This is a genomic window from Nocardia sp. NPDC055029 (assembly GCF_053608525.1).
Genome location: NZ_JBSGVQ010000026.1, coordinates 53,618 through 70,440 on the forward strand (window position 1 = coordinate 53,618; position 16,823 = coordinate 70,440).

A 16,823-nucleotide genomic window follows, 5' to 3' on the forward strand; every position below is an offset into this window, starting at 1 on the left:
CGTGTCAGCGCCGTCGCTCCCCGCCGGATTCGATTTCACCGATCCGGCACTCTGGGAAACCCGCAACCCCGTCCAGGAATTCGCCGAACTGCGCCGGACCGCGCCGGTGTGGTGGAACCCGCAGACCGACGCGCAGTCGGGCGGCTTCCGCGACGGCGGCTACTGGGTGGTCACCAAACACGAAGACATCAAGGAGATCTCGCGCAACCCTGACCTGTTCTCCTCGCAGCGCAAGGGCTCGGTCATCCGGTTGCCCGGTGAGGTGACGCCCGAGCAGATCGAGCTGACCGGCGCACTGCTGCTGAACATGGACCCGCCCAAGCACACCAAGATCCGGCGCATCGTCGCCAAGGGTTTCACGCCGCGTGCGGTCGAGGGGTTGCGCGCGGCACTGGCCGAGCGGGCGGCCGCCATCGTGCACGCGGCCGCGAAGACGGGCGGCGGTGATTTCGTCGAGCAGGTGGCGTGCGAGCTGCCGCTGCAGGCCATCGCCGAGCTCGTCGGTGTCCCGCAGCAGGATCGGCGCAAGCTGTTCGACTGGTCGAACCAGATGCTCAACTACGACGACCCCGAGTACGGCGATGCCACGACCACCGAGTCCTCGTCGACCGCGGCGATGGAGATCCTCGGCTATGCCTGGAACATGGCCGAGCAACGCCGCACCGACCCTCGCGACGACATCGTCAGCCGGCTCGTGCACGCCGATCTCGACGGCGAGGCGCTGGGCTCGGACGAATTCGGGTTCTTCGTCATCCTGCTCGCGGTGGCGGGCAACGAGACCACCCGCAATGCCATCACCCACGGCATGAAGGCCTTCGTCGACCATCCGGAGCAGTGGGAGCTCTTCAGACAGCGGCGTCCCGTGACCGCGGCCGACGAGATCGTGCGATGGGCGACGCCGGTGACGGTGTTCCAGCGCACCGCCACCGCCGATGCCGAGCTCGGTGGACAGCGGATCCGTGCGGGCGACCGCGTCGGATTGTTCTACAGCTCAGCCAATTTCGACGAGGACGCCTTCGAGCAGCCGTTCCGCTTCGACATCCTGCGCGACCCCAATCCGCATCTGGGCTTCGGCGGTACCGGCGCGCACTTCTGTGTCGGCGCGAATCTGGCCCGGCTCGAGATCGGTCTGATCTTCGACGCCATCGCCGAGGCCATGCCGAACCTGACCCAGGTGGCGGAGCCGCAGCGGTTGCGGTCGGGCTGGATCAACGGCATCAAACATTGGCAGGTCGACTACGGGACCGGGGGGCGCTGATGCGGATCGCCTTGCTGTCCTACCGGAGCAAAGCCCACTGCGGCGGGCAAGGGGTCTACATCCGGTACCTGAGTCAGGGGCTCGTCGAGCTCGGTCATCAGGTCGAGGTGTTCTCCGGTCAGCCCTATCCCGAGGACCTCGATCCCCGGGTGCGGCTCACCGAGGTGCCGAGCCTGGACCTCTACCGGGACGACGATCCCTTCCGCACGCCGCATCCCCGCGAGATCCGCGACCGGATCGACCTGCTCGAACTGGCCACCATGTGGACCGCAGGCTTCCCCGAGCCCCGCACGTTCAGCCTGCGCAGTGCCCGGCTCTTGGCCACGCGCGCACAGGATTTCGACGTGGTGCACGACAACCAGTGCCTCGGCTACGGCCTGCTCGACATCGCCCGCCTGCTACCGCTCGTCGCGACGGTCCACCACCCGATCACCCGCGACCGCGCGGTGGACCTGGCCGCGACGCCGTGGCGGCGGCGACCTTTCGTCCGGCGCTGGTACGGGTTCCTCGGCATGCAGCAGCAGGTGGCACGTCAGATTCCCGACCTGATCACCGTGTCCTCCTCGTCCGCGGCGGATATCGCCGAGGACTTCGGGGTGGATCCCGGTCAGTTGCGCACGGTCCCCCTGGGCGTGGACACCACGTTGTTCCGGCCCCGCGACACGCCCCGGGTACGCGGGCGGATCGTCGCGGTCGCCAGTGCCGACAAGCCGCTCAAAGGCATCGCGCATCTACTCAACGCCCTTGCCCGGCTGCGTCATCAGCACGAGGTCGAGCTCAGCCTGGTCGCGAAGCTTGAACCGAACGGGCCGACCGAGAAACTGATCGCCGAACTCGGCCTCGCCGATGTCGTCACTCCTGTCAGCGGCGTCAGCGACGAACAGCTGGCGCAACTGCTCGCCTCCGCCGAGATCGCCTGTATTCCGTCGATGTACGAAGGGTTTTCGCTGCCTGCGGTCGAGGCCATGGCGAGCGGGACACCGCTGGTCGCCAGCCGGGCCGGTGCGCTGCCCGAGGTTGTCGGCGACTGCGCGGAACTGATCGAACCCGGCGACGTCGACGCGCTGACCCGGGTCCTGGGTGCACTGCTCGACAGCCCGGACCGGCGGGAACGGATGGGCGCGGCGGGCCGCGGCCGTGTCCTCGACCTGTTCAGCTGGGCGGCCGTCGCCGCGCAGACCGTCGCCGTCTACGAGCGGGCGATCGAGCGCTACCACTCCCCCGACTCCCCGCACCGACAGGAGACCTCATGCTGACCGTCGACTTCGACCGCCTGCGCGTCGGCCAGGGAACGCGGGTGATCGATGTCGGCTGCGGCGCGGGACGGCATGCGTTCCAGGCCTACCGTCGTGGCGCCGACGTCGTGGCGTTCGACCAGAACGCCGCCGACCTGGCGGACGTTGACGTCATGTTCGAGGCTATGGCCGCGGCGGGTGAGGCACCGGAGTACGCGAAGGCCGAGACGGTGCGCGGCGACGCCCTCGATCTGCCCTACGGTGACGGCGAATTCGATGTGGTCATCGCCTCGGAGATCCTCGAGCACGTCCCCGAGGACGACAGGGCCGTCGCCGAGCTGGCACGAGTGCTCAAACCCGGTGGCACGCTGGCTGTCACGGTGCCGCGCTGGCTGCCCGAACGCATCTGCTGGGCGCTGTCGGACGAGTATCACGCCAACGAGGGCGGCCATGTCCGGATCTATCGCGCCGACGAGCTCCGCGACAAGATCACCGCGCGCGGTCTGCGCTACGACCACCGGGATTTCGCGCACGCGCTGCACTCGCCGTACTGGTGGCTCAAGTGCGCGGTGGGCGTGCGCGACGACGACAACCCCCTGGTCCGCGCCTATCACCGCTTGCTGGTGTGGGACATGATGTCGGCGCCCGCGCTGACCCGCACGACCGAGCGGCTGCTGAATCCGCTGGTGGGCAAGTCGGTGGCCCTCTACTTCACGAAGCCGACGGTCCGGTGACGGCCGCTGACCTACCGGCCGTTCCCGGCGTCATCTCGGCACGAGACATCCGCCGCACCGCCGAAACCATCGCCGCCGCACAGGAACCCGACGGTGCGCTCCCCTGGTTCACCGGTGGCCACACCGATCCGTGGGATCACATCGAGTCCGCGATGGCGCTGACCGTGGCCGGATTGTGGGACGAAGCACGCGAGGCCTATATCTGGTCGGCGAAATCGCAGCGCTCCGACGGCTCGTGGCCGATGCAGACGCGGAACGGCGTGATCGAGAACCACGATGCCGACGCCAACTTCTGCGCCTACCTGGCGACCGGTGTGCTGCACGCGCTCACGATCACCGGTGACACCGAATTCGCCGCCGAGCTCTGGCCGACCGTCCGCGCCGGTATCGACTTCGTGCTCAGCCTGCAACTAGGAACCCACGGCGAGATCCATTGGTCTGCCGACGAATCGGGGACCTCCGGGGAGGCGCTCCTGACCGGATGCTCGAGCATCTTTCACAGTCTGGGCTGCGCGGTGGCACTGGCCGAACGGATGGGCGACCCGCGTCCGGACTGGGTCGCGGCGCGCCGCAGGCTCGGCCGCGCTCTGCGCCATCATCCGGAGGCGTTCCTGGACAAGAGCCGCTACTCGATGGACTGGTACTACCCCATCCTGGGCGGCGCGGTGCGCGGCACGGCGGCCCACGAGCGGATCGCTGCGCACTGGGACGAGTTCGTGGTCGCCGACCTCGGCATTCGGTGCGTGTCCGACGCACCGTGGGTCACCGGCGCGGAGACCTGCGAACTGGTGCTCGCGCTCGACGCGATCGGCGAAACCGCAACGGCCACTAGACTCTTCACCGATGTACAGCATCTGCGCGACCCCGACGGTTCCTATTGGACCGGGCTGGTCTTCACCGACGGCAAACGCTGGCCGGAGGAGCGCACCACCTGGACCGCGGCGGCCGTCGTGCTGGCGGCCGACGCGCTCAGCCGAACCTCCGCCGCCAACGGCATCTTCCGCGACGGCGTCGTCGACTGAACCCGGGTCAGGTGCAGGCGGCGGTGCGCTGCAGGATTCGCAGGGAACCGGTCACGGAGAGTTCGCGGAACTTTCCGCTGTCGAGGGCGCGGCGATAGATGTTGAACGGGGCGCGGCCACCGTCGGCCGGATCGGGGAAGACGTCGTGGATGGCCAGCAGTCCGCCGCCGGCCACCCAGTGCACCCAGTTATCGTAGTCGCGCTGGGCCGCCTCCTCGGTGTGGCCGCCGTCGACGAAGAGCATGCGCAGCGGTGTCCGCCAGATGCGGGCGGCGGCCGAGGAGGAACCGATGATCGCGATGACAGTCTCGGACAGGCCCGCGCGAATCATGGTGCGCCGGAAGGCTGTCACGGTGTCGAAGACGCCGGTCTCCGGGTCGACCAGCGTGGTGTCGTGATACTCCCAGCCGGGCTGATGCTCCTCGGAACCGCGATGGTGATCGACGGTGAACACCGTGGCGCCGGTTTCGCGCGCGGCGGCGCCCAGATAGATCGCCGACTTGCCACAGTAGGTGCCGATTTCCATGATGGTTCCGGTGCCCGCGTAGTCGCGGGCGGCCGCATACAGCGCGCGCCCCTCGTCGGTCGGCATGAATCCGGTGACCTGCTCGGCGAGGGCGAACAGCGCACCGGCCTCGGCGGAAATCTCGTCTACAGGTCCCATGCCTCACGCTAACACAGGAACTGGAATACAATCCGGACTACTGTCCAGCAGATTGCCGGACGCGCCGAATCGCACAGGAGAACACCGATGAAGACACGCCTCAACTGCCCCTGCGGAGCCCTGATCACCGGCGTCGACGAAGACGACCTGGTCACGCAGACCCAGGCGCACCTCGCCGAGAACCATCCCGACCACGACTACACCCGCGACGAGATCCTCTTCATCGCCTACTGATCCGGCTACTTCGCAGGCAGGGTGTGCTGCAGCCCGCCGACCTCGGTGATCTGCCAGCCCGCAGCGCGGTCGATGGTCAGCGAATAGGTGACGGTGGTCGCCGATCCACCGGGGGTCTGGGCGCTCGTGGAGACCACCGTGAAGTACGCGTTGACCTTGTAGATTCCACCGGATTCCGAGATGACGGACGCCGACAGCGGAGTCGCGGTCGAGGTCCATTGCAAGGGCAGCAGAATCTGCTCGAGTTGCGGTGCGGTGGCCTCGAACTTCGCGGCCAGCTGCGGGCTGGTGCCGGACCGCAACCGGGCGAACCAGGCGGCGACGTCGCGGTAGTCGATGGTCGACGCGCCGACGCCGTAGTCCGTCGCGATCCGCTCCGCGTGCCGGTTGTCGGCCGCGCCGGCGTCGCGCTCGGCGATCGTCGACCGTGCCGCGAGGTACAGCGACGCGAACGTGACGGCCGCGGCCGCGAGTACCGCGATGGTGACGACCACCAGGACGGTCGAGAGCCGGAACGACACCGTGCGCGGCTGCTGGTCGCCGTTGCCGGTCGTGGTGGTCGCTTCGGCGGTCGCTGTGCTCATGTTCTGTCCTTCGTCGGGCTACTTGACGGCGATGCGGAAGTGCACCGTGCCGTCGGCGCCCACGCTCTGCAGGGCTTGGTCGATCAGGGTGCTGATGTCGAGGGCGGGTGCCCGCGCCGCGGCGTCGGTCACCACCGGTCCGAGGAACTGTCCCAGCGGGGCGATGCTCGGCCCGATCTCGTCGATCAGATCCGTCAAGCGGGCGAGGAACGGGACGAGTCCGTCGCCGGTGAAGTAGTCGTCCAGCGGGCGGCTTTCGACGAGCACCGACCCCGATTCGACGATGGCGCTCAGCGTGACGCCGAACTCGCCGAACTTCGGGCCTGCCGCACCCAAGGACGGTCCGAGCCAGTCCATGTCGGCGCCGAGTGCTTGCATGTCGGCGAACAGGCGGCGGATGGTTTCGGTGCGGCTGAGTAGGGTGGCGGCCAGCAGGTTCGACGACCGCTGCAGCGTCTGCATCGACGTCTCGGTGCCGGCGAACGCGCGATCGAAGGTGTCCACCAGGTGCGCGATCGCCTCGGGCCGGATCTGGTCGAGCAGTGCGACCAGCTCGGCGGACAGGGCCGTGATCGTCATCGGCAGCCGAATCCGGTTCGTCGGCACGACCTGTCCGTCGGCCAGATACGGCCCGGCACCGGATTCCGGTGCGAAGGCGATGTAGGGCTCGCCGAGCGCCGACAACTGTTCGATCCGGACACCGCTGGATATCGGGATGCGATGTCTGCTGTCGATCCGCAGGCGGACCAGCACGCCGGCCGATCGGGTGCGCACCGACTCGACCCTGCCCACCCGGACACCGGCGAGCAGCACCGGGGAGTTCGGGCCGAGCCCACCCGAGTTGTCCAGGTGCATGTCGGCGGTGATGAAGCTCTGTCGTGGATCGAAGCCGAGCACCCCGATCGACATGTACCCGACGCCGAGAACCAGAACCGCCGCGATCGCGGAGAGTGATATCGCCGCACGAAGATTCATCGCACCGCTCCGATCATCCGCAGCGTGTCGACGATGCGGGCGGTGCGGTCCTCCGGTGTGCTCGCGGTCTGGCCCGGTGCAGGCGCGATACCGATGTTCACCAGGTCCACCTTCGGACCACGCGCCGCGAACGGAACGAGCTTGGTGTTGATCAAGTCGACGAGCGTCTTCATGTTCGACGGCGACCCTGTGTCGGACACACTGCTGCCGAACAGCATCGGTACCACGGCACGGGTGGTGTCGTCGAGTCCGGACAGCAGCGGCCCGAGCCATTGCGCGCTGGGTGCGACCGGACCGAGCGCCGTCAGGACGAAGATGACGCCGATCTGCGCGTTCACGGCATCGGTGGTGTGGTCGACGCCGTAGGGCGTGAGGAGTTCGTCGAGCATCGGCAGGTTCTGCTGCATTCCTTCCTCGACCGTGGCTTCCATCCCGTCGAGCAGGGCGTCGATCGAGCCCAGGTGCGTACCCAGGTCGGTCAGGTCGGCGCCGAGAATGCCTGCGATGCGCGCGGTGTCGCGTGGATCCTCGGGCATGAGCCCGTTCGCCGTGCGGACGATGCTCTGGAAATCGCTCACCGCGCCGCTGCCGAGGAAGGTCGACAGCCCAGCCAGGATGTCCTCGATCGGGGGCGCCTGGGTGGTGTCCGACAGCGGGATGGTCGCGCCAGCGGGCAGGGTGCCCCTGGTCGCGTCGGCCGGTTCGCTCAGCGCGATGTGCACGTCACCGAGTGGGGTCTCCTGGCGCAGCACGGCGGTGGTGCCCACCGGCAGACGGACCGACTCCCGGATTTCGACGTCGGCCACGACGTACCCCGGCCGTGCGGCCCGATCCGGGGTGGCGGCGACCGGGTCGACCAGGGTGACCTCGGTCAGCCTGCCCACCCGGACGCCCGCCGCGATCACCTTGGCGCCCTGCGGCAAGTTGAGCACATCGGCGAATTCGATCCGCAGGTGATAGGTCGGGCCGACACCGGAACCGGGCATCGGCAGGTCGGCAGGCTGGAAGCCGCATCCGGTGCCCGCGAACATCATCGCGAGCACCAGCAGGCCGTGGACGGCGGTGCGCCGGAGACGTCGGGTCATCGGGTGCTCACCGCCGCCAGCAGTACCGACAGCGCCGGGATCGTCGTCGTTCCGTCGGCACCGGATTCGCATCGCTGACCGGTGACGGCCTGGACCGCCGCGCAGATCTGGCTCGTGTCCTGCTGGGCGAGTGCGAGTTTCGGTGGCGCGTAACCGATGGTCAGCTGTCCGCTTCCCGGGTCGATCGCACCGGCGAATCCGGTGGCGAGGACCGGGGTCATGGCGATCACGTCGGCCGGTGAGGCGACGCCTGCCGCGATCATGCGGGACAGGTCGGGGACCGTGTCCAGGGCGCGCAGGGCAGGTGCGCCGAACATCATGATCACGTCGTTGAGCTGGGGCAGCAGGTCGGCGAGGGTGGCGACGATCTGGATGATGGGCGGGAACGCGATGGTGACGATGTCGTCGAACGTCTGCGGCAGCCCGGTGACCGTGGTCTCGACCTGCGACCAGCCGCCGCGCGCCCGGTGGGCGAGTTCGGCGAGCGCGTCGAGCAACCGGCCGAGGTGCCCGATCGCCGCGTCGGGCGCCGCCAGCGCCCGGCTCAGGGAGACGATCATGTCGTTGATCTGCTCGCCCGACCCCGCGGTGGCGAGGTCCAAGGCATCGAGCCCGGCGCCGAAAGCAGTGCGCTGCGCCGGATCTCCCGAGCCGTTGAGCTGATCGGCGAGTCCGGCGATGGCGTCGAAGGTCTGCGACAGGCTCTTGGGTGTCAGCGTCTTGGTGATGCACTCCCCCGGCGGACGGCCGGGTCCCGCCGGTTCGGCGCCGATGAGCGCGAGCCGCCGATCGGCGATCACGGTGTCGCTGACCGTCACCGCGCCGACATCGGGTGGCAGCTTGCGGTCGGCCCTGACCGTGAATTCGACACGCGCCGCCGCTCCGGCGATGCGGATCCCGGTGACGCGGCCGACCGGGACGCCCATGACGGTGACCGCGCTGCCCTCGTAGAGCCCGATGCTGTCGGGCATGTCGGCGCAGTAGCCGAGCATCGGCGGGTTCGGCGTGCTCAGCCGCAGACCGAGCGCACCCGCCAGCACGAGCGTGAGCACCACGGCGACCGACATGAATCCCCGCGATCCCAGGATCGACTTCATCGTCAACACCCACCTCCCGGTAGGGGAATGCACACGGCGGGGACCTGGATGGTCGCACCGGACTGGTCGACGGTCACCCCGCCGTCGGCGGGCAGCAGCGCAAGCAACCGCTCTTGCAGCGCGCGAACGGAATCCAGCAACTCCCCCAGGCGGCCGCCCAACTGCTCGAGCGCGGGGATCGCGTCGGCCAGCGGCTGTGCGCGCTGCTTCAACGAGGCATCCCAGGCCCGGCCGAGGGGCGTCACGTCCTGCAGCACCACGGCCAGGTCACGCAGCGATTGCGCCACCTGCACCTTGTTGTTCTGGATGATCTGCTCCAGGGTGCCCAGGGTGATGAGCAGCTCGGCCAGCACATCGGCGTTCGTGTCGAGTGCGGTCAGGTACTCGTCGGCGATAGCCACGGTGCGCGAGATGTCGGCGTTCTGCTCGTCCAGGATGGTGACGACATCCCCTGCCGCCCGCACCGCGGCGCGCACGGCATCGGGGCTCTTGTCGATCGAGGTGGACAGTGCGGCCAGGTCTTGACGCAGGATGTTCCCGTCGATCCGGCGCACCGGCTCCACCGCGTCCTGGAATGCCTGAGTCAGGTTGTAGGGCAGGATGACTCGCTCCTGCGGGATCACGGCCGCACCGAGCGGCTTCGTGCCTGCCGGGAGAACGGCGACGTAGTAGCCGCCGACGAAGGTCAGCATCCTGATGTCGAGGGTGGTCTGATCGCCGAGGAACGCCTCGGCGGCGACGGTGAAATCCATCCGGACCCGATCGGGCAGCAGGGTCAGCGCGGTCACCTCGCCGACGGGTATTCCCGCGATGCGGACGTCGTCGCCGGGACGGACCGAGCCCGCCTGGGTCATCTCGGCGGAATAGGTGCGCTCGGGCGAGGTTCCGGTGACGTACACCGCGCCGATCGCGATCAGCAGGAGCACGGCCGCGCACAGTCCCGCGATCCCCCAGCGCAGATCGACGGCCTGTGGGTCACGGGCGGTACGTCGGGAACCGTGCCTGCGCAACGCTATCGGCGACACAGCACGACCCCCTGCCCGGCAATCAGCACTTGCAGTGGTTCCGGCGCCGAGGTAGTGCCGTCAGCGCAGACGAGGTCGGGTCCGGTCTGCGGAACAGCCTGTGCCATCGCCTGGATCAGGCCGGGCAGGCTCTCGAACGCGGCGACCGCGTCGCGTGGGTCCGGGAAGGCCCGCTGCAGCGCGGCATCGAGATCTCTGTCTTGTTCACCGGTGACTCCGAGCACGGTGAGCATGCTCCGCAGGGGTTGCAGCACCACCGGAATCCCGACGGCGAAGTCGACCAGGCCGGGCAGTTTCTCGGTGATGGTGATGAACAGGTTGGTCAGATTCGTCAGCAGCTTCATAGCGTTGCCCGACTTCCCGCCGAGATGATCGGCGATCTGGGCGAGGTTCGCGGCCAATGTCGACAGGACAGCCTGCCGGTCCGACGCGTAGCGGCTCAACGTGTCGATGGCGCCCAGCGCCTGCCCCAAACCCGTACCGTCGCCCTGGATCACGGCGAGAATGCTCGTCGCGAAGCGGTTGAGGTCGCCCGGCGACAGCTGCGCCAGGACCGGCTGGAGCCCCTTGAACAATCGGGTGATGTCGAAATCCGGCACCGTTTCGGCGGTACCGAAGACCGCTCCCGGGTCCCGGCGGCCGCCCGGTCGCGCCGGTTGCCGGATCTCCAGATACCGGAAGCCGGTGAGATTCTGGTAGCGGATCGCGATGGTGGCGTCGGTGTACAGCACCCGGTCCCGCAGCACGGTGAAACGGACGCGGGCCAGCGCACCGTCGAGTTCGACGTCACCTACCTTGCCGATCTGCACGCCGTAGAGGCGTACGTCGTCGCCGCGGCGCAGCCCGTTCGCGTCGGTGAACATCGCTGTGTAGGTGTCGGTTTCGCCGTCGACGGGCCGCTCGATCACCCGGAGTACGCCGACCAGCACGAGACCCATCAGCGCTGTCGCCACGGCGACCCGGAGCAGCAGCGATCGTGTCGTCATCAGCGACCACCCGCCACGGGAGGCAGCCCGAGCGTGGCGGCCAGTGGTGCGGCCAGTCCTGGTACCACGTCGAGTTCGACCGCGGCGCGCAGCACCGGTCCCTGCGGGGTGTCCTGGAAGGCGGTGCCGAGCCGGGCGAGGAGTTCGGCCAGCTGCCTGCCGGAGCGCTCGGGCGTGCTGACCGACCCGGAGAGCTGGTCGAGGACGAGTGTCGTCATGGGCAGCAATCCGCCGAAATGCTCCCGGGAGGTGCTGAGCAGCTGGGTCACGGTGGGCAGCAGCTGGTATTGGATGCCGGAGAACATCCGGCCGAATTTCTCGAGGTGCTCGGGTGTACTCAGATACTCGTTGGTGTAGTCGGCGTACAGCAGCGTCAGACCGCCCGTCAGCATCGGCGGGAGGCCGGTGAGTGCCGAGCCGAATTGTTCGAACAGCAACGACGGTGGCAGCTGCTGGATTTCGGCGAACGAGCGCGCGGTCGCGCCGATGGCCTGCAGCAGTGGGGTGAACGCGGCCAGGTCGCGGGAGAACGTGGCGAGCAGTTCGGCGAGCTTCGGCGTGAGCACCTCGTCGGTGAGTTGCCCGGTCGCGGTCAGCAGCGCCGAGAGCGTGGCATCGCGTACCCGGTCCGCGGCGCGGTCGGTCAGGTCGACGGTCGATCCGTCGGCCAAGGCGGTGCCGCCCTCGCTGGAATGCAGTTCGACGGCGCTGATGCCGAAGAGATTGCCCGGCGCATAGTCGACGGTCACCGTGTCGGTCAGCCCGAACAGCTGAGACCCGTCCAGTGTCAGGCCGATTCGCTGGGTGCCGTGGCCGGCGAAGTCGATCGCGTCGACCGATCCGACCCGCACACCGTCGAGCCGGACATCGGTCCCCGCTCCGACGCCGGCACCGATCTGGCCGACCAGGAGCGCGACCCGGATCTCGTCGGCGGGGCGGCCGTCGGGCGCGACGCGCCAGGCGAGCAGAGCCAGCAGCGCGAGGACGACAGCGCTCGCGCCGAGCAGGCGGGCACGACGTGGCCCGACTTCTGTTCCGGGCAGGGCATAGGCAGGCATGGCATCACCCGGTGAACGTGACGGGAGACTGGAATCCCCACAGGACGATGGTGGCGACCATGTCGAGGGCGATGATCGACACCAGGCTGGCGCGGATGGCCCGCCCCGAGCCGATCCCGACGCCCTCGGGTCCGCCGGAGGCGAAATAGCCCTGGTAGCAGTGGATCAGCACGACGGCCACCGCGAACACCATCACCTTCACGGTGGCGGCGAACACGTCCCAGCCCACCACGAACTGATCGAAGTAGTGGTCGTAGGTTCCCGTCGGCGTGCCGTGGATCGTGGTGACGATCAGCGCGCACGAGGCGTAGCTCAGAATCAGGGCGACGACGAATGCCGGTGCGACGGCGATGATTCCGGCGATCACCCGGGTCGTCACGACGAACGGCACCGACCGGATGCCGAGGGATTCGAGTGCGTCGATCTCCTCGGAGATGCGCATGGACCCGATCTCGGCGGTCATCCGGCACCCGGCCTGTGCCGCGAATCCGATCCCGGCCGCGATCGGCGCGAGCTCCCGCGTCACGCCGAACGCGGAGATCAGTCCGCTGAGCTGACCGAGCGACAGCAGGTTCAGCGCGCTGAAGGCCTCGATGCCGATGGAGGCGCCCATGGCGGCGCCGAGCAACAGCATCAACGGCACCACACCGCCGCCGATGATCACCGAGCCGCGGCCCCAGGTCATGTCCGTCACCATCATGAGCGTCTGACGGCGGTAACGCATCAGCGTGTACGGCACCGATGACAAGACCTGCCAACCGAATCCGAGCACGAACCCGATGGACTCGATCGGGCCGAGCGGCCGGATCCGGGCACGCCGCAGCCGACCGACCCAGCGCAGGCCGACGGGAAAGTAGGAAGCCGCGGTCATCACGCCATCCGCACCGGGAAGAACAGGGTGACCACCTGCGTGATCACGGTGTTGAGGACGACGGCCGCGGCGATGGACATCACGACGGCGGCATTGACACCGTCGGCGACACCGCGCGGCCCACCGGTGGCCTCCAGCCCCCGCTGACAGGCGATGACCACGACCAGGAAACCGAAGATCAGCGCTTTGACCAGCGAGACCCACAGGTCGACCGGCGTGGTGAAGGACCCGAACGACTGCCAGTAACTGCCCGGCGTGACGTTCAGCGCCGACACCGCGACCACGAAACCGGAAGCGACGCCGATGAAGATGATCAGGATATTGAGCAGCGGCGCGACCAGCATCATCGCCGCGATGCGCGGCACGACCAGGCGTTGCACCGGGTCGACCCCCATCACCCGGAGCGCGTCGACCTCCTCCCGGATGGTCCGCGCGCCCAGATCGGCCGCGATGGCGGCGGCGCCCGCGCCACCGAGCAGCATCGCGGTGGCCATCGGCGCACCCTGCTTGATGACACCGAGCCCGCCCGCCGCGCCGATCATCGAATCGGCGCCGAGTTCGGACACGATATTGCCGACCTGCGCGGAAACGATGACACCGAACGGAATGGCCATCAAAATACTCGGCACCGCCGTGACCCTGATCAGAAACCATGCCTGCGCGAGTGTTTCGTGGACCTGAAAACGCCACCGCATCGCATCCGCGGTACCGATGTAGACGGCGCCGACGCCGATTCGCAGCGCACGGCCGAGAGTGGCCACGCTGGAAAGGACGGTGACGGAGAAATTCCGCCGGACAATCTGCGCGGCACTGCCCTGTTCCGGCTCCGGCACATCCAGGCCACCGAATCCCGCCGCACCACCGCCGACCGGTGCGACTTCGCCGTCTACGCGTGCCATGCCGGTGACCGTACCATATGATCTAGACCACATTCTAGACACCATTCCAGATTGCTGGCCAACTCCCGGACCGGACGTCGTCGGCCAACCCCGGCCTCGTCCAGTGAGCGTGAATATGTTCAGTACCAGCACTTTTGACGGCGCTCGACGATCCGCCACCGACCCGCCCTCCCGAGTCGGCCCTTCCCGAAACCGTTGTGTCGTGCGCATGTCGGTGGTACCGTCCAGACACATGTCCAGCTACGTGTCTCCCTCGGGTCCGATCAGCCCCGATGTTGTCGGGGACGTCCGATCGGAACCGGGGTGTTCGCGATGACCAGCGCCGCTGTGGAGCCCGTGCATTTCGACCCGTACGACTATCGATTCCACGAGGATCCGTATCCGACTTACCACCGGCTGCGCACCGAGGCGCCGCTTTACCACAATCCGGATCTCGATTTCTGGGCACTCTCCCGCCATTCCGATGTGATCGCGGCTTTTCGGGACAGCAATCGGCTCTCCAGCGCCAATGGTGTTTCCCTTGACCCGGCGGCGTGGGGACCGCACGCGCATCGGGTGATGTCGTTTCTGGCAATGGACGATCCCCGGCATATGCGCATGCGCAGGCTCGTCTACAAGGGATTCACGCCGAAACGCGTGGCCGAGATGGAGGACCGGATCCGGCAGATCACGCTGGAGCATCTCGAGCCCGCCCTCGCGCGTGACAGCTTCGACTGGATCGACGAGGTCGCGGGCAAGCTGCCGATGGACGTCATCTCCGAGCTCATGGGCGTCCCCAAGTCGGATCGCAGCGAGATCCGCAGGCTGGCGGACCTGGTGGTGCACCGCGAAGAGGGCGTTCTCGACGTGCCCGCCGACGCGATCGACGCCTCGATCCGCCTGTTCGGTTACTACGCCGACATGGTCGCCCGGCGCCGGGCGCAGCCCCGGGACGACCTCACCTCGGCGTTGCTCGAGGCCGAGATCGACGACGACACCCTCACCGACGACGAGATCATCGGTTTCATGTTCCTGATGGTCGTCGCCGGAAACGAGACCACCACAAAGCTTCTCGGCAATGCCCTGTACTGGGCGGCGGCCAACCCCGCGGAATACGCCAAGGTCGCCGCCGACCCCGAGCTGGTCGCCGACTGGGTCGAAGAGACGCTGCGCTATGACACCTCGAGCCAGATCGTCGCCCGCACCGCGGCGGTCGCTCTCGACTACCACGGTGGGACGATCCCAGCCGGGGCGAAGGTGCTGTTGCTGATCGGCTCGGCCAACCGGGATCCAGCGGCGTTCACCGACGGCGACAGCTACCGGATCGACCGCAACGGCGGTAGCACGCTCGCTAGTTTCGGTGCGGGCGTGCACTTCTGCCTCGGCGCGCACCTGGCCCGCCTCGAGGCGAGCGTCGTGCTCGGCGAATTCGCCGACCGGGTAGCGAGTTTCGCCGTCGACCCCGGCGGGATCGTGCGCGTGCATTCGACCAATGTCCGTGGCTTCGCCAAACTCCCCATCACAGTAGAGGTCCGCTAGTGCCCCGATTCGAACCGAACCCCGAACGCAGGCCCGCGCTGGTAGCGGGCGCGTCCTCCGGCATCGGCGCCGCCACGGCGGTGGCCCTGGCCGAACTCGGCCATCCGGTGGCGCTGGGCGCGCGCCGGGTGCAGCGGTGCGAAGACCTCGCCGCCAAGATCCGCGCGGGCGGCGGCGAGGCCTTCGCCCACCCTCTCGACGTCACCGATGCGGCGTCCGTCGACGCGTTCGTGACCGCCGCCGAAGAGGCGCTCGGTGCCACCGAGATCCTCGTATCCGGCGCGGGCGACATCGAATTCGCGCTCGTCGGCGAGATGGATCCGGAACGATTCCTGCACCAGGTGCAGGTCCATCTGGTCGGCGCGCAGCGGCTGATCCACCGGGTCCTGCCCGGGATGACGGCGCGCAGGCGCGGTGATCTCGTGGTGATCAGCTCCGACTGCGCCGACAACCCGCGCCCGCGCAGCGGCGCCTACAGCGCGGCGAAGAACGGTCTGGAAGCCATGGTCGGACAGTTGCGGATGGAGCTCGAGGGCTCGGGGATCCGGGCCTCGCTGGTGCGCCCCGGCCCCACCCTGACCGGCATGGGGATGGACTCGACACCCGAGGTCGTCGGGCCGCTGCTGCAGGACTGGAAGGACTGGGGTTTCGCCCGCCACCCGTACATGCTGCGCCCTGAGCATCTGGCCGACGCGGTCGCGACCGTGGTCTCGGTGCCGCGTGGCGCGCACATGGTGCTCGTCGAAGTGCAGCCAGAGGCGCCGTTGCGTCCGCTGCCGACCGAGGAAGGGAGCTCGTCATGAGAATCGTGGTCGACGCGGACCTGTGCCAGGGGCACGGGGTGTGCCAGGACGAGGCGCCCACGGTCTTCACGGTGCCCAAGCGCGGCACGGTCCAGATCACCGATCCCAGCCCGGGCCCTGCCGAACGCGATGCCGTCACGGCCGCGATCCGCTGGTGTCCCACGCAAGCTCTGTCGATCGCCGACGGTGGCGATGCCGACTCCACATCGAAAGGCACAGACTGATGGCAGGTTTCGAGCGGGCCGAACTCGACGAGATGGTTCGGCGCTGGGTGGTGGAGAACCAGCGATGTGAGGAGAAGGGCGACTGGAAGCCCCTCGCCGAGATGTACACGGCGGACGCGACCTACGGGTGGAACTACGGCCCCAAGCAGGAGTTCATGGCGGTCGGGCGCGAGGAGATCCGTGATCTCGCGCTCGGCCAGGAGATGGCGGGCCTCGACGGCTGGACCTATCCGTACCAGGAGTTCGTCGTCGACGATCGCAGCGGGACCGTCATCGGGTTCTGGAAGCAGGTCAACGAGGGCCAACGTCCTGACGGCCGCCACTACTCCCCCGAGGGCATCGGCGGTAGCTGGTTCCGCTACGGCGGCGATTTCCAATGGTCGTGGCAGCGCGACTTCTTCGACTTCGGCAATGTCTCCGCACTTTTCCTCGACATGATCACCGACCAGGCGCTCTCTCCCGGCATGCAGAAGCGCATCGAGCGCTCGGTGTCGGGTGATCCGCTCCCCGGTTGGTACCGCGTCGGCGAATCGCCCGCGTCTCTGTGGTGA

19 protein-coding genes are annotated in these 16,823 nt (G+C 68.2%); 9 read left to right on the forward strand and 10 right to left on the reverse strand.

The window, feature by feature from the left end:
• The first annotated feature begins 1 nt into the window (after position 1).
• From ACWF9G_RS21860 to ACWF9G_RS21875, 4 genes are read left to right on the forward strand one after another with little or no spacing between them, the layout of a single operon-like run.
• Complete coding sequence (locus tag ACWF9G_RS21860; protein WP_452517442.1) at positions 2-1,258, forward strand: cytochrome P450; 1,257 nt, start codon at positions 2-4, stop codon at positions 1,256-1,258.
• Positions 1,258-2,514, forward strand: coding sequence for a glycosyltransferase family 4 protein (locus ACWF9G_RS21865; RefSeq protein WP_452517444.1), 1,257 nt, complete (start codon positions 1,258-1,260; stop codon positions 2,512-2,514). The genes ACWF9G_RS21860 and ACWF9G_RS21865 overlap by 1 nt, the downstream gene beginning before the upstream one ends.
• Positions 2,508-3,227 (forward strand): class I SAM-dependent methyltransferase, encoded by a 720-nt coding sequence (locus ACWF9G_RS21870; RefSeq protein WP_379307756.1) that lies wholly within the window; start codon positions 2,508-2,510, stop codon positions 3,225-3,227. Before ACWF9G_RS21865 ends, ACWF9G_RS21870 begins: the two co-directional genes overlap by 7 nt.
• A complete protein-coding gene (locus ACWF9G_RS21875) occupies positions 3,224-4,249 on the forward strand; it encodes a prenyltransferase (RefSeq protein ID WP_452517446.1) in 1,026 nt (341 codons plus the stop codon). Before ACWF9G_RS21870 ends, ACWF9G_RS21875 begins: the two co-directional genes overlap by 4 nt.
• A 7-nt stretch (positions 4,250-4,256) precedes the next feature.
• On the opposite strand, the gene ACWF9G_RS21880 is transcribed toward ACWF9G_RS21875, so the two are convergent.
• Positions 4,257-4,913 (reverse strand): class I SAM-dependent methyltransferase, encoded by a 657-nt coding sequence (locus tag ACWF9G_RS21880; protein WP_452517448.1) that lies wholly within the window; start codon positions 4,911-4,913, stop codon positions 4,257-4,259.
• 87 nt (positions 4,914-5,000) lie between these two features.
• Here ACWF9G_RS21880 and ACWF9G_RS21885 point away from each other — a divergent pair, with 87 nt between their 5' ends.
• Positions 5,001-5,147, forward strand: a complete 147-nt coding sequence (locus ACWF9G_RS21885) for a DUF1059 domain-containing protein (RefSeq protein WP_452517449.1) — start codon at positions 5,001-5,003, stop codon at positions 5,145-5,147.
• Positions 5,148-5,152: 5 nt separating this feature from the next.
• Here the strand turns inward: ACWF9G_RS21885 and ACWF9G_RS21890 are convergent, their stop codons facing one another.
• The 9 genes from ACWF9G_RS21890 to ACWF9G_RS21930 are packed head-to-tail and all read right to left on the reverse strand — an operon-like array spanning position 5,153 to position 13,772.
• Positions 5,153-5,731 (reverse strand): hypothetical protein, encoded by a 579-nt coding sequence (locus ACWF9G_RS21890; protein WP_452517451.1) that lies wholly within the window; start codon positions 5,729-5,731, stop codon positions 5,153-5,155.
• 18 nt (positions 5,732-5,749) lie between these two features.
• Entirely contained in the window at positions 5,750-6,706 is a 957-nt protein-coding gene (locus tag ACWF9G_RS21895) for an MlaD family protein (protein WP_452517452.1), read from the reverse strand.
• Positions 6,703-7,791 carry an MlaD family protein gene (locus tag ACWF9G_RS21900; protein ID WP_452517453.1) on the reverse strand — a complete coding sequence of 363 codons (1,089 nt, stop codon included), beginning with the start codon at positions 7,789-7,791 and terminating at the stop codon, positions 6,703-6,705. The genes ACWF9G_RS21895 and ACWF9G_RS21900 overlap by 4 nt, the downstream gene beginning before the upstream one ends.
• Positions 7,788-8,888, reverse strand: coding sequence for an MlaD family protein (locus ACWF9G_RS21905; RefSeq protein WP_452517454.1), 1,101 nt, complete (start codon positions 8,886-8,888; stop codon positions 7,788-7,790). The genes ACWF9G_RS21900 and ACWF9G_RS21905 overlap by 4 nt, the downstream gene beginning before the upstream one ends.
• A gap of 2 nt (positions 8,889-8,890) precedes the next feature.
• Positions 8,891-9,913, reverse strand: a complete 1,023-nt coding sequence (locus tag ACWF9G_RS21910) for an MlaD family protein (protein WP_452517456.1) — start codon at positions 9,911-9,913, stop codon at positions 8,891-8,893.
• Positions 9,901-10,899 carry an MlaD family protein gene (locus ACWF9G_RS21915; RefSeq protein WP_452517458.1) on the reverse strand — a complete coding sequence of 333 codons (999 nt, stop codon included), beginning with the start codon at positions 10,897-10,899 and terminating at the stop codon, positions 9,901-9,903. The genes ACWF9G_RS21910 and ACWF9G_RS21915 overlap by 13 nt, the downstream gene beginning before the upstream one ends.
• A complete protein-coding gene (locus ACWF9G_RS21920) occupies positions 10,899-11,957 on the reverse strand; it encodes an MlaD family protein (RefSeq protein ID WP_452517460.1) in 1,059 nt (352 codons plus the stop codon). The genes ACWF9G_RS21915 and ACWF9G_RS21920 overlap by 1 nt, the downstream gene beginning before the upstream one ends.
• Positions 11,958-11,961: 4 nt before the next feature.
• Entirely contained in the window at positions 11,962-12,828 is an 867-nt protein-coding gene (locus ACWF9G_RS21925) for an ABC transporter permease (protein ID WP_452517461.1), read from the reverse strand.
• Complete coding sequence (locus tag ACWF9G_RS21930; protein WP_452517463.1) at positions 12,828-13,772, reverse strand: ABC transporter permease; 945 nt, start codon at positions 13,770-13,772, stop codon at positions 12,828-12,830. The genes ACWF9G_RS21925 and ACWF9G_RS21930 overlap by 1 nt, the downstream gene beginning before the upstream one ends.
• Positions 13,773-14,039: 267 nt before the next feature.
• Between ACWF9G_RS21930 and ACWF9G_RS21935 the strand changes: the two genes are divergently transcribed.
• The 4 genes from ACWF9G_RS21935 to ACWF9G_RS21950 are packed head-to-tail and all read left to right on the forward strand — an operon-like array spanning position 14,040 to position 16,823.
• Positions 14,040-15,245, forward strand: coding sequence for a cytochrome P450 (locus ACWF9G_RS21935; RefSeq protein WP_452517464.1), 1,206 nt, complete (start codon positions 14,040-14,042; stop codon positions 15,243-15,245).
• The gene (locus ACWF9G_RS21940) at positions 15,245-16,048 is read left to right on the forward strand and encodes an SDR family oxidoreductase (protein WP_452517466.1); all 804 of its coding nucleotides are present in this window, start codon (positions 15,245-15,247) and stop codon (positions 16,046-16,048) included. Before ACWF9G_RS21935 ends, ACWF9G_RS21940 begins: the two co-directional genes overlap by 1 nt.
• The gene (locus ACWF9G_RS21945; protein ID WP_452517468.1) at positions 16,045-16,272 is read left to right on the forward strand and encodes a ferredoxin; all 228 of its coding nucleotides are present in this window, start codon (positions 16,045-16,047) and stop codon (positions 16,270-16,272) included. The genes ACWF9G_RS21940 and ACWF9G_RS21945 overlap by 4 nt, the downstream gene beginning before the upstream one ends.
• A complete protein-coding gene (locus ACWF9G_RS21950; protein ID WP_452517470.1) occupies positions 16,272-16,823 on the forward strand; it encodes a nuclear transport factor 2 family protein in 552 nt (183 codons plus the stop codon). The genes ACWF9G_RS21945 and ACWF9G_RS21950 overlap by 1 nt, the downstream gene beginning before the upstream one ends.

Bases quoted from the DNA above. Each gene is read 5' to 3' on its own strand.
- ACWF9G_RS21925 (WP_452517461.1), bottom strand. From the start codon at position 12,828: ATGACCGCGGCTTCCTACTTTCCCGTCGGCCTGCGCTGGGTCGGTCGG.
- ACWF9G_RS21895 (WP_452517452.1), bottom strand. From the start codon at position 6,706: ATGAATCTTCGTGCGGCGATATCACTCTCCGCGATCGCGGCGGTTCTG.
- ACWF9G_RS21920 (WP_452517460.1), bottom strand. From the start codon at position 11,957: ATGCCTGCCTATGCCCTGCCCGGAACAGAAGTCGGGCCACGTCGTGCC.
- ACWF9G_RS21950 (WP_452517470.1), top strand. From the start codon at position 16,272: ATGGCAGGTTTCGAGCGGGCCGAACTCGACGAGATGGTTCGGCGCTGG.
- ACWF9G_RS21915 (WP_452517458.1), bottom strand. From the start codon at position 10,899: ATGACGACACGATCGCTGCTGCTCCGGGTCGCCGTGGCGACAGCGCTG.
- ACWF9G_RS21865 (WP_452517444.1), top strand. From the start codon at position 1,258: ATGCGGATCGCCTTGCTGTCCTACCGGAGCAAAGCCCACTGCGGCGGG.
- ACWF9G_RS21935 (WP_452517464.1), top strand. From the start codon at position 14,040: ATGACCAGCGCCGCTGTGGAGCCCGTGCATTTCGACCCGTACGACTAT.
- ACWF9G_RS21930 (WP_452517463.1), bottom strand. From the start codon at position 13,772: ATGGTGTCTAGAATGTGGTCTAGATCATATGGTACGGTCACCGGCATG.
- ACWF9G_RS21900 (WP_452517453.1), bottom strand. From the start codon at position 7,791: ATGACCCGACGTCTCCGGCGCACCGCCGTCCACGGCCTGCTGGTGCTC.
- ACWF9G_RS21885 (WP_452517449.1), top strand. From the start codon at position 5,001: ATGAAGACACGCCTCAACTGCCCCTGCGGAGCCCTGATCACCGGCGTC.
- ACWF9G_RS21890 (WP_452517451.1), bottom strand. From the start codon at position 5,731: ATGAGCACAGCGACCGCCGAAGCGACCACCACGACCGGCAACGGCGAC.
- ACWF9G_RS21905 (WP_452517454.1), bottom strand. From the start codon at position 8,888: ATGAAGTCGATCCTGGGATCGCGGGGATTCATGTCGGTCGCCGTGGTG.
- ACWF9G_RS21870 (WP_379307756.1), top strand. From the start codon at position 2,508: ATGCTGACCGTCGACTTCGACCGCCTGCGCGTCGGCCAGGGAACGCGG.
- ACWF9G_RS21880 (WP_452517448.1), bottom strand. From the start codon at position 4,913: ATGGGACCTGTAGACGAGATTTCCGCCGAGGCCGGTGCGCTGTTCGCC.
- ACWF9G_RS21945 (WP_452517468.1), top strand. From the start codon at position 16,045: ATGAGAATCGTGGTCGACGCGGACCTGTGCCAGGGGCACGGGGTGTGC.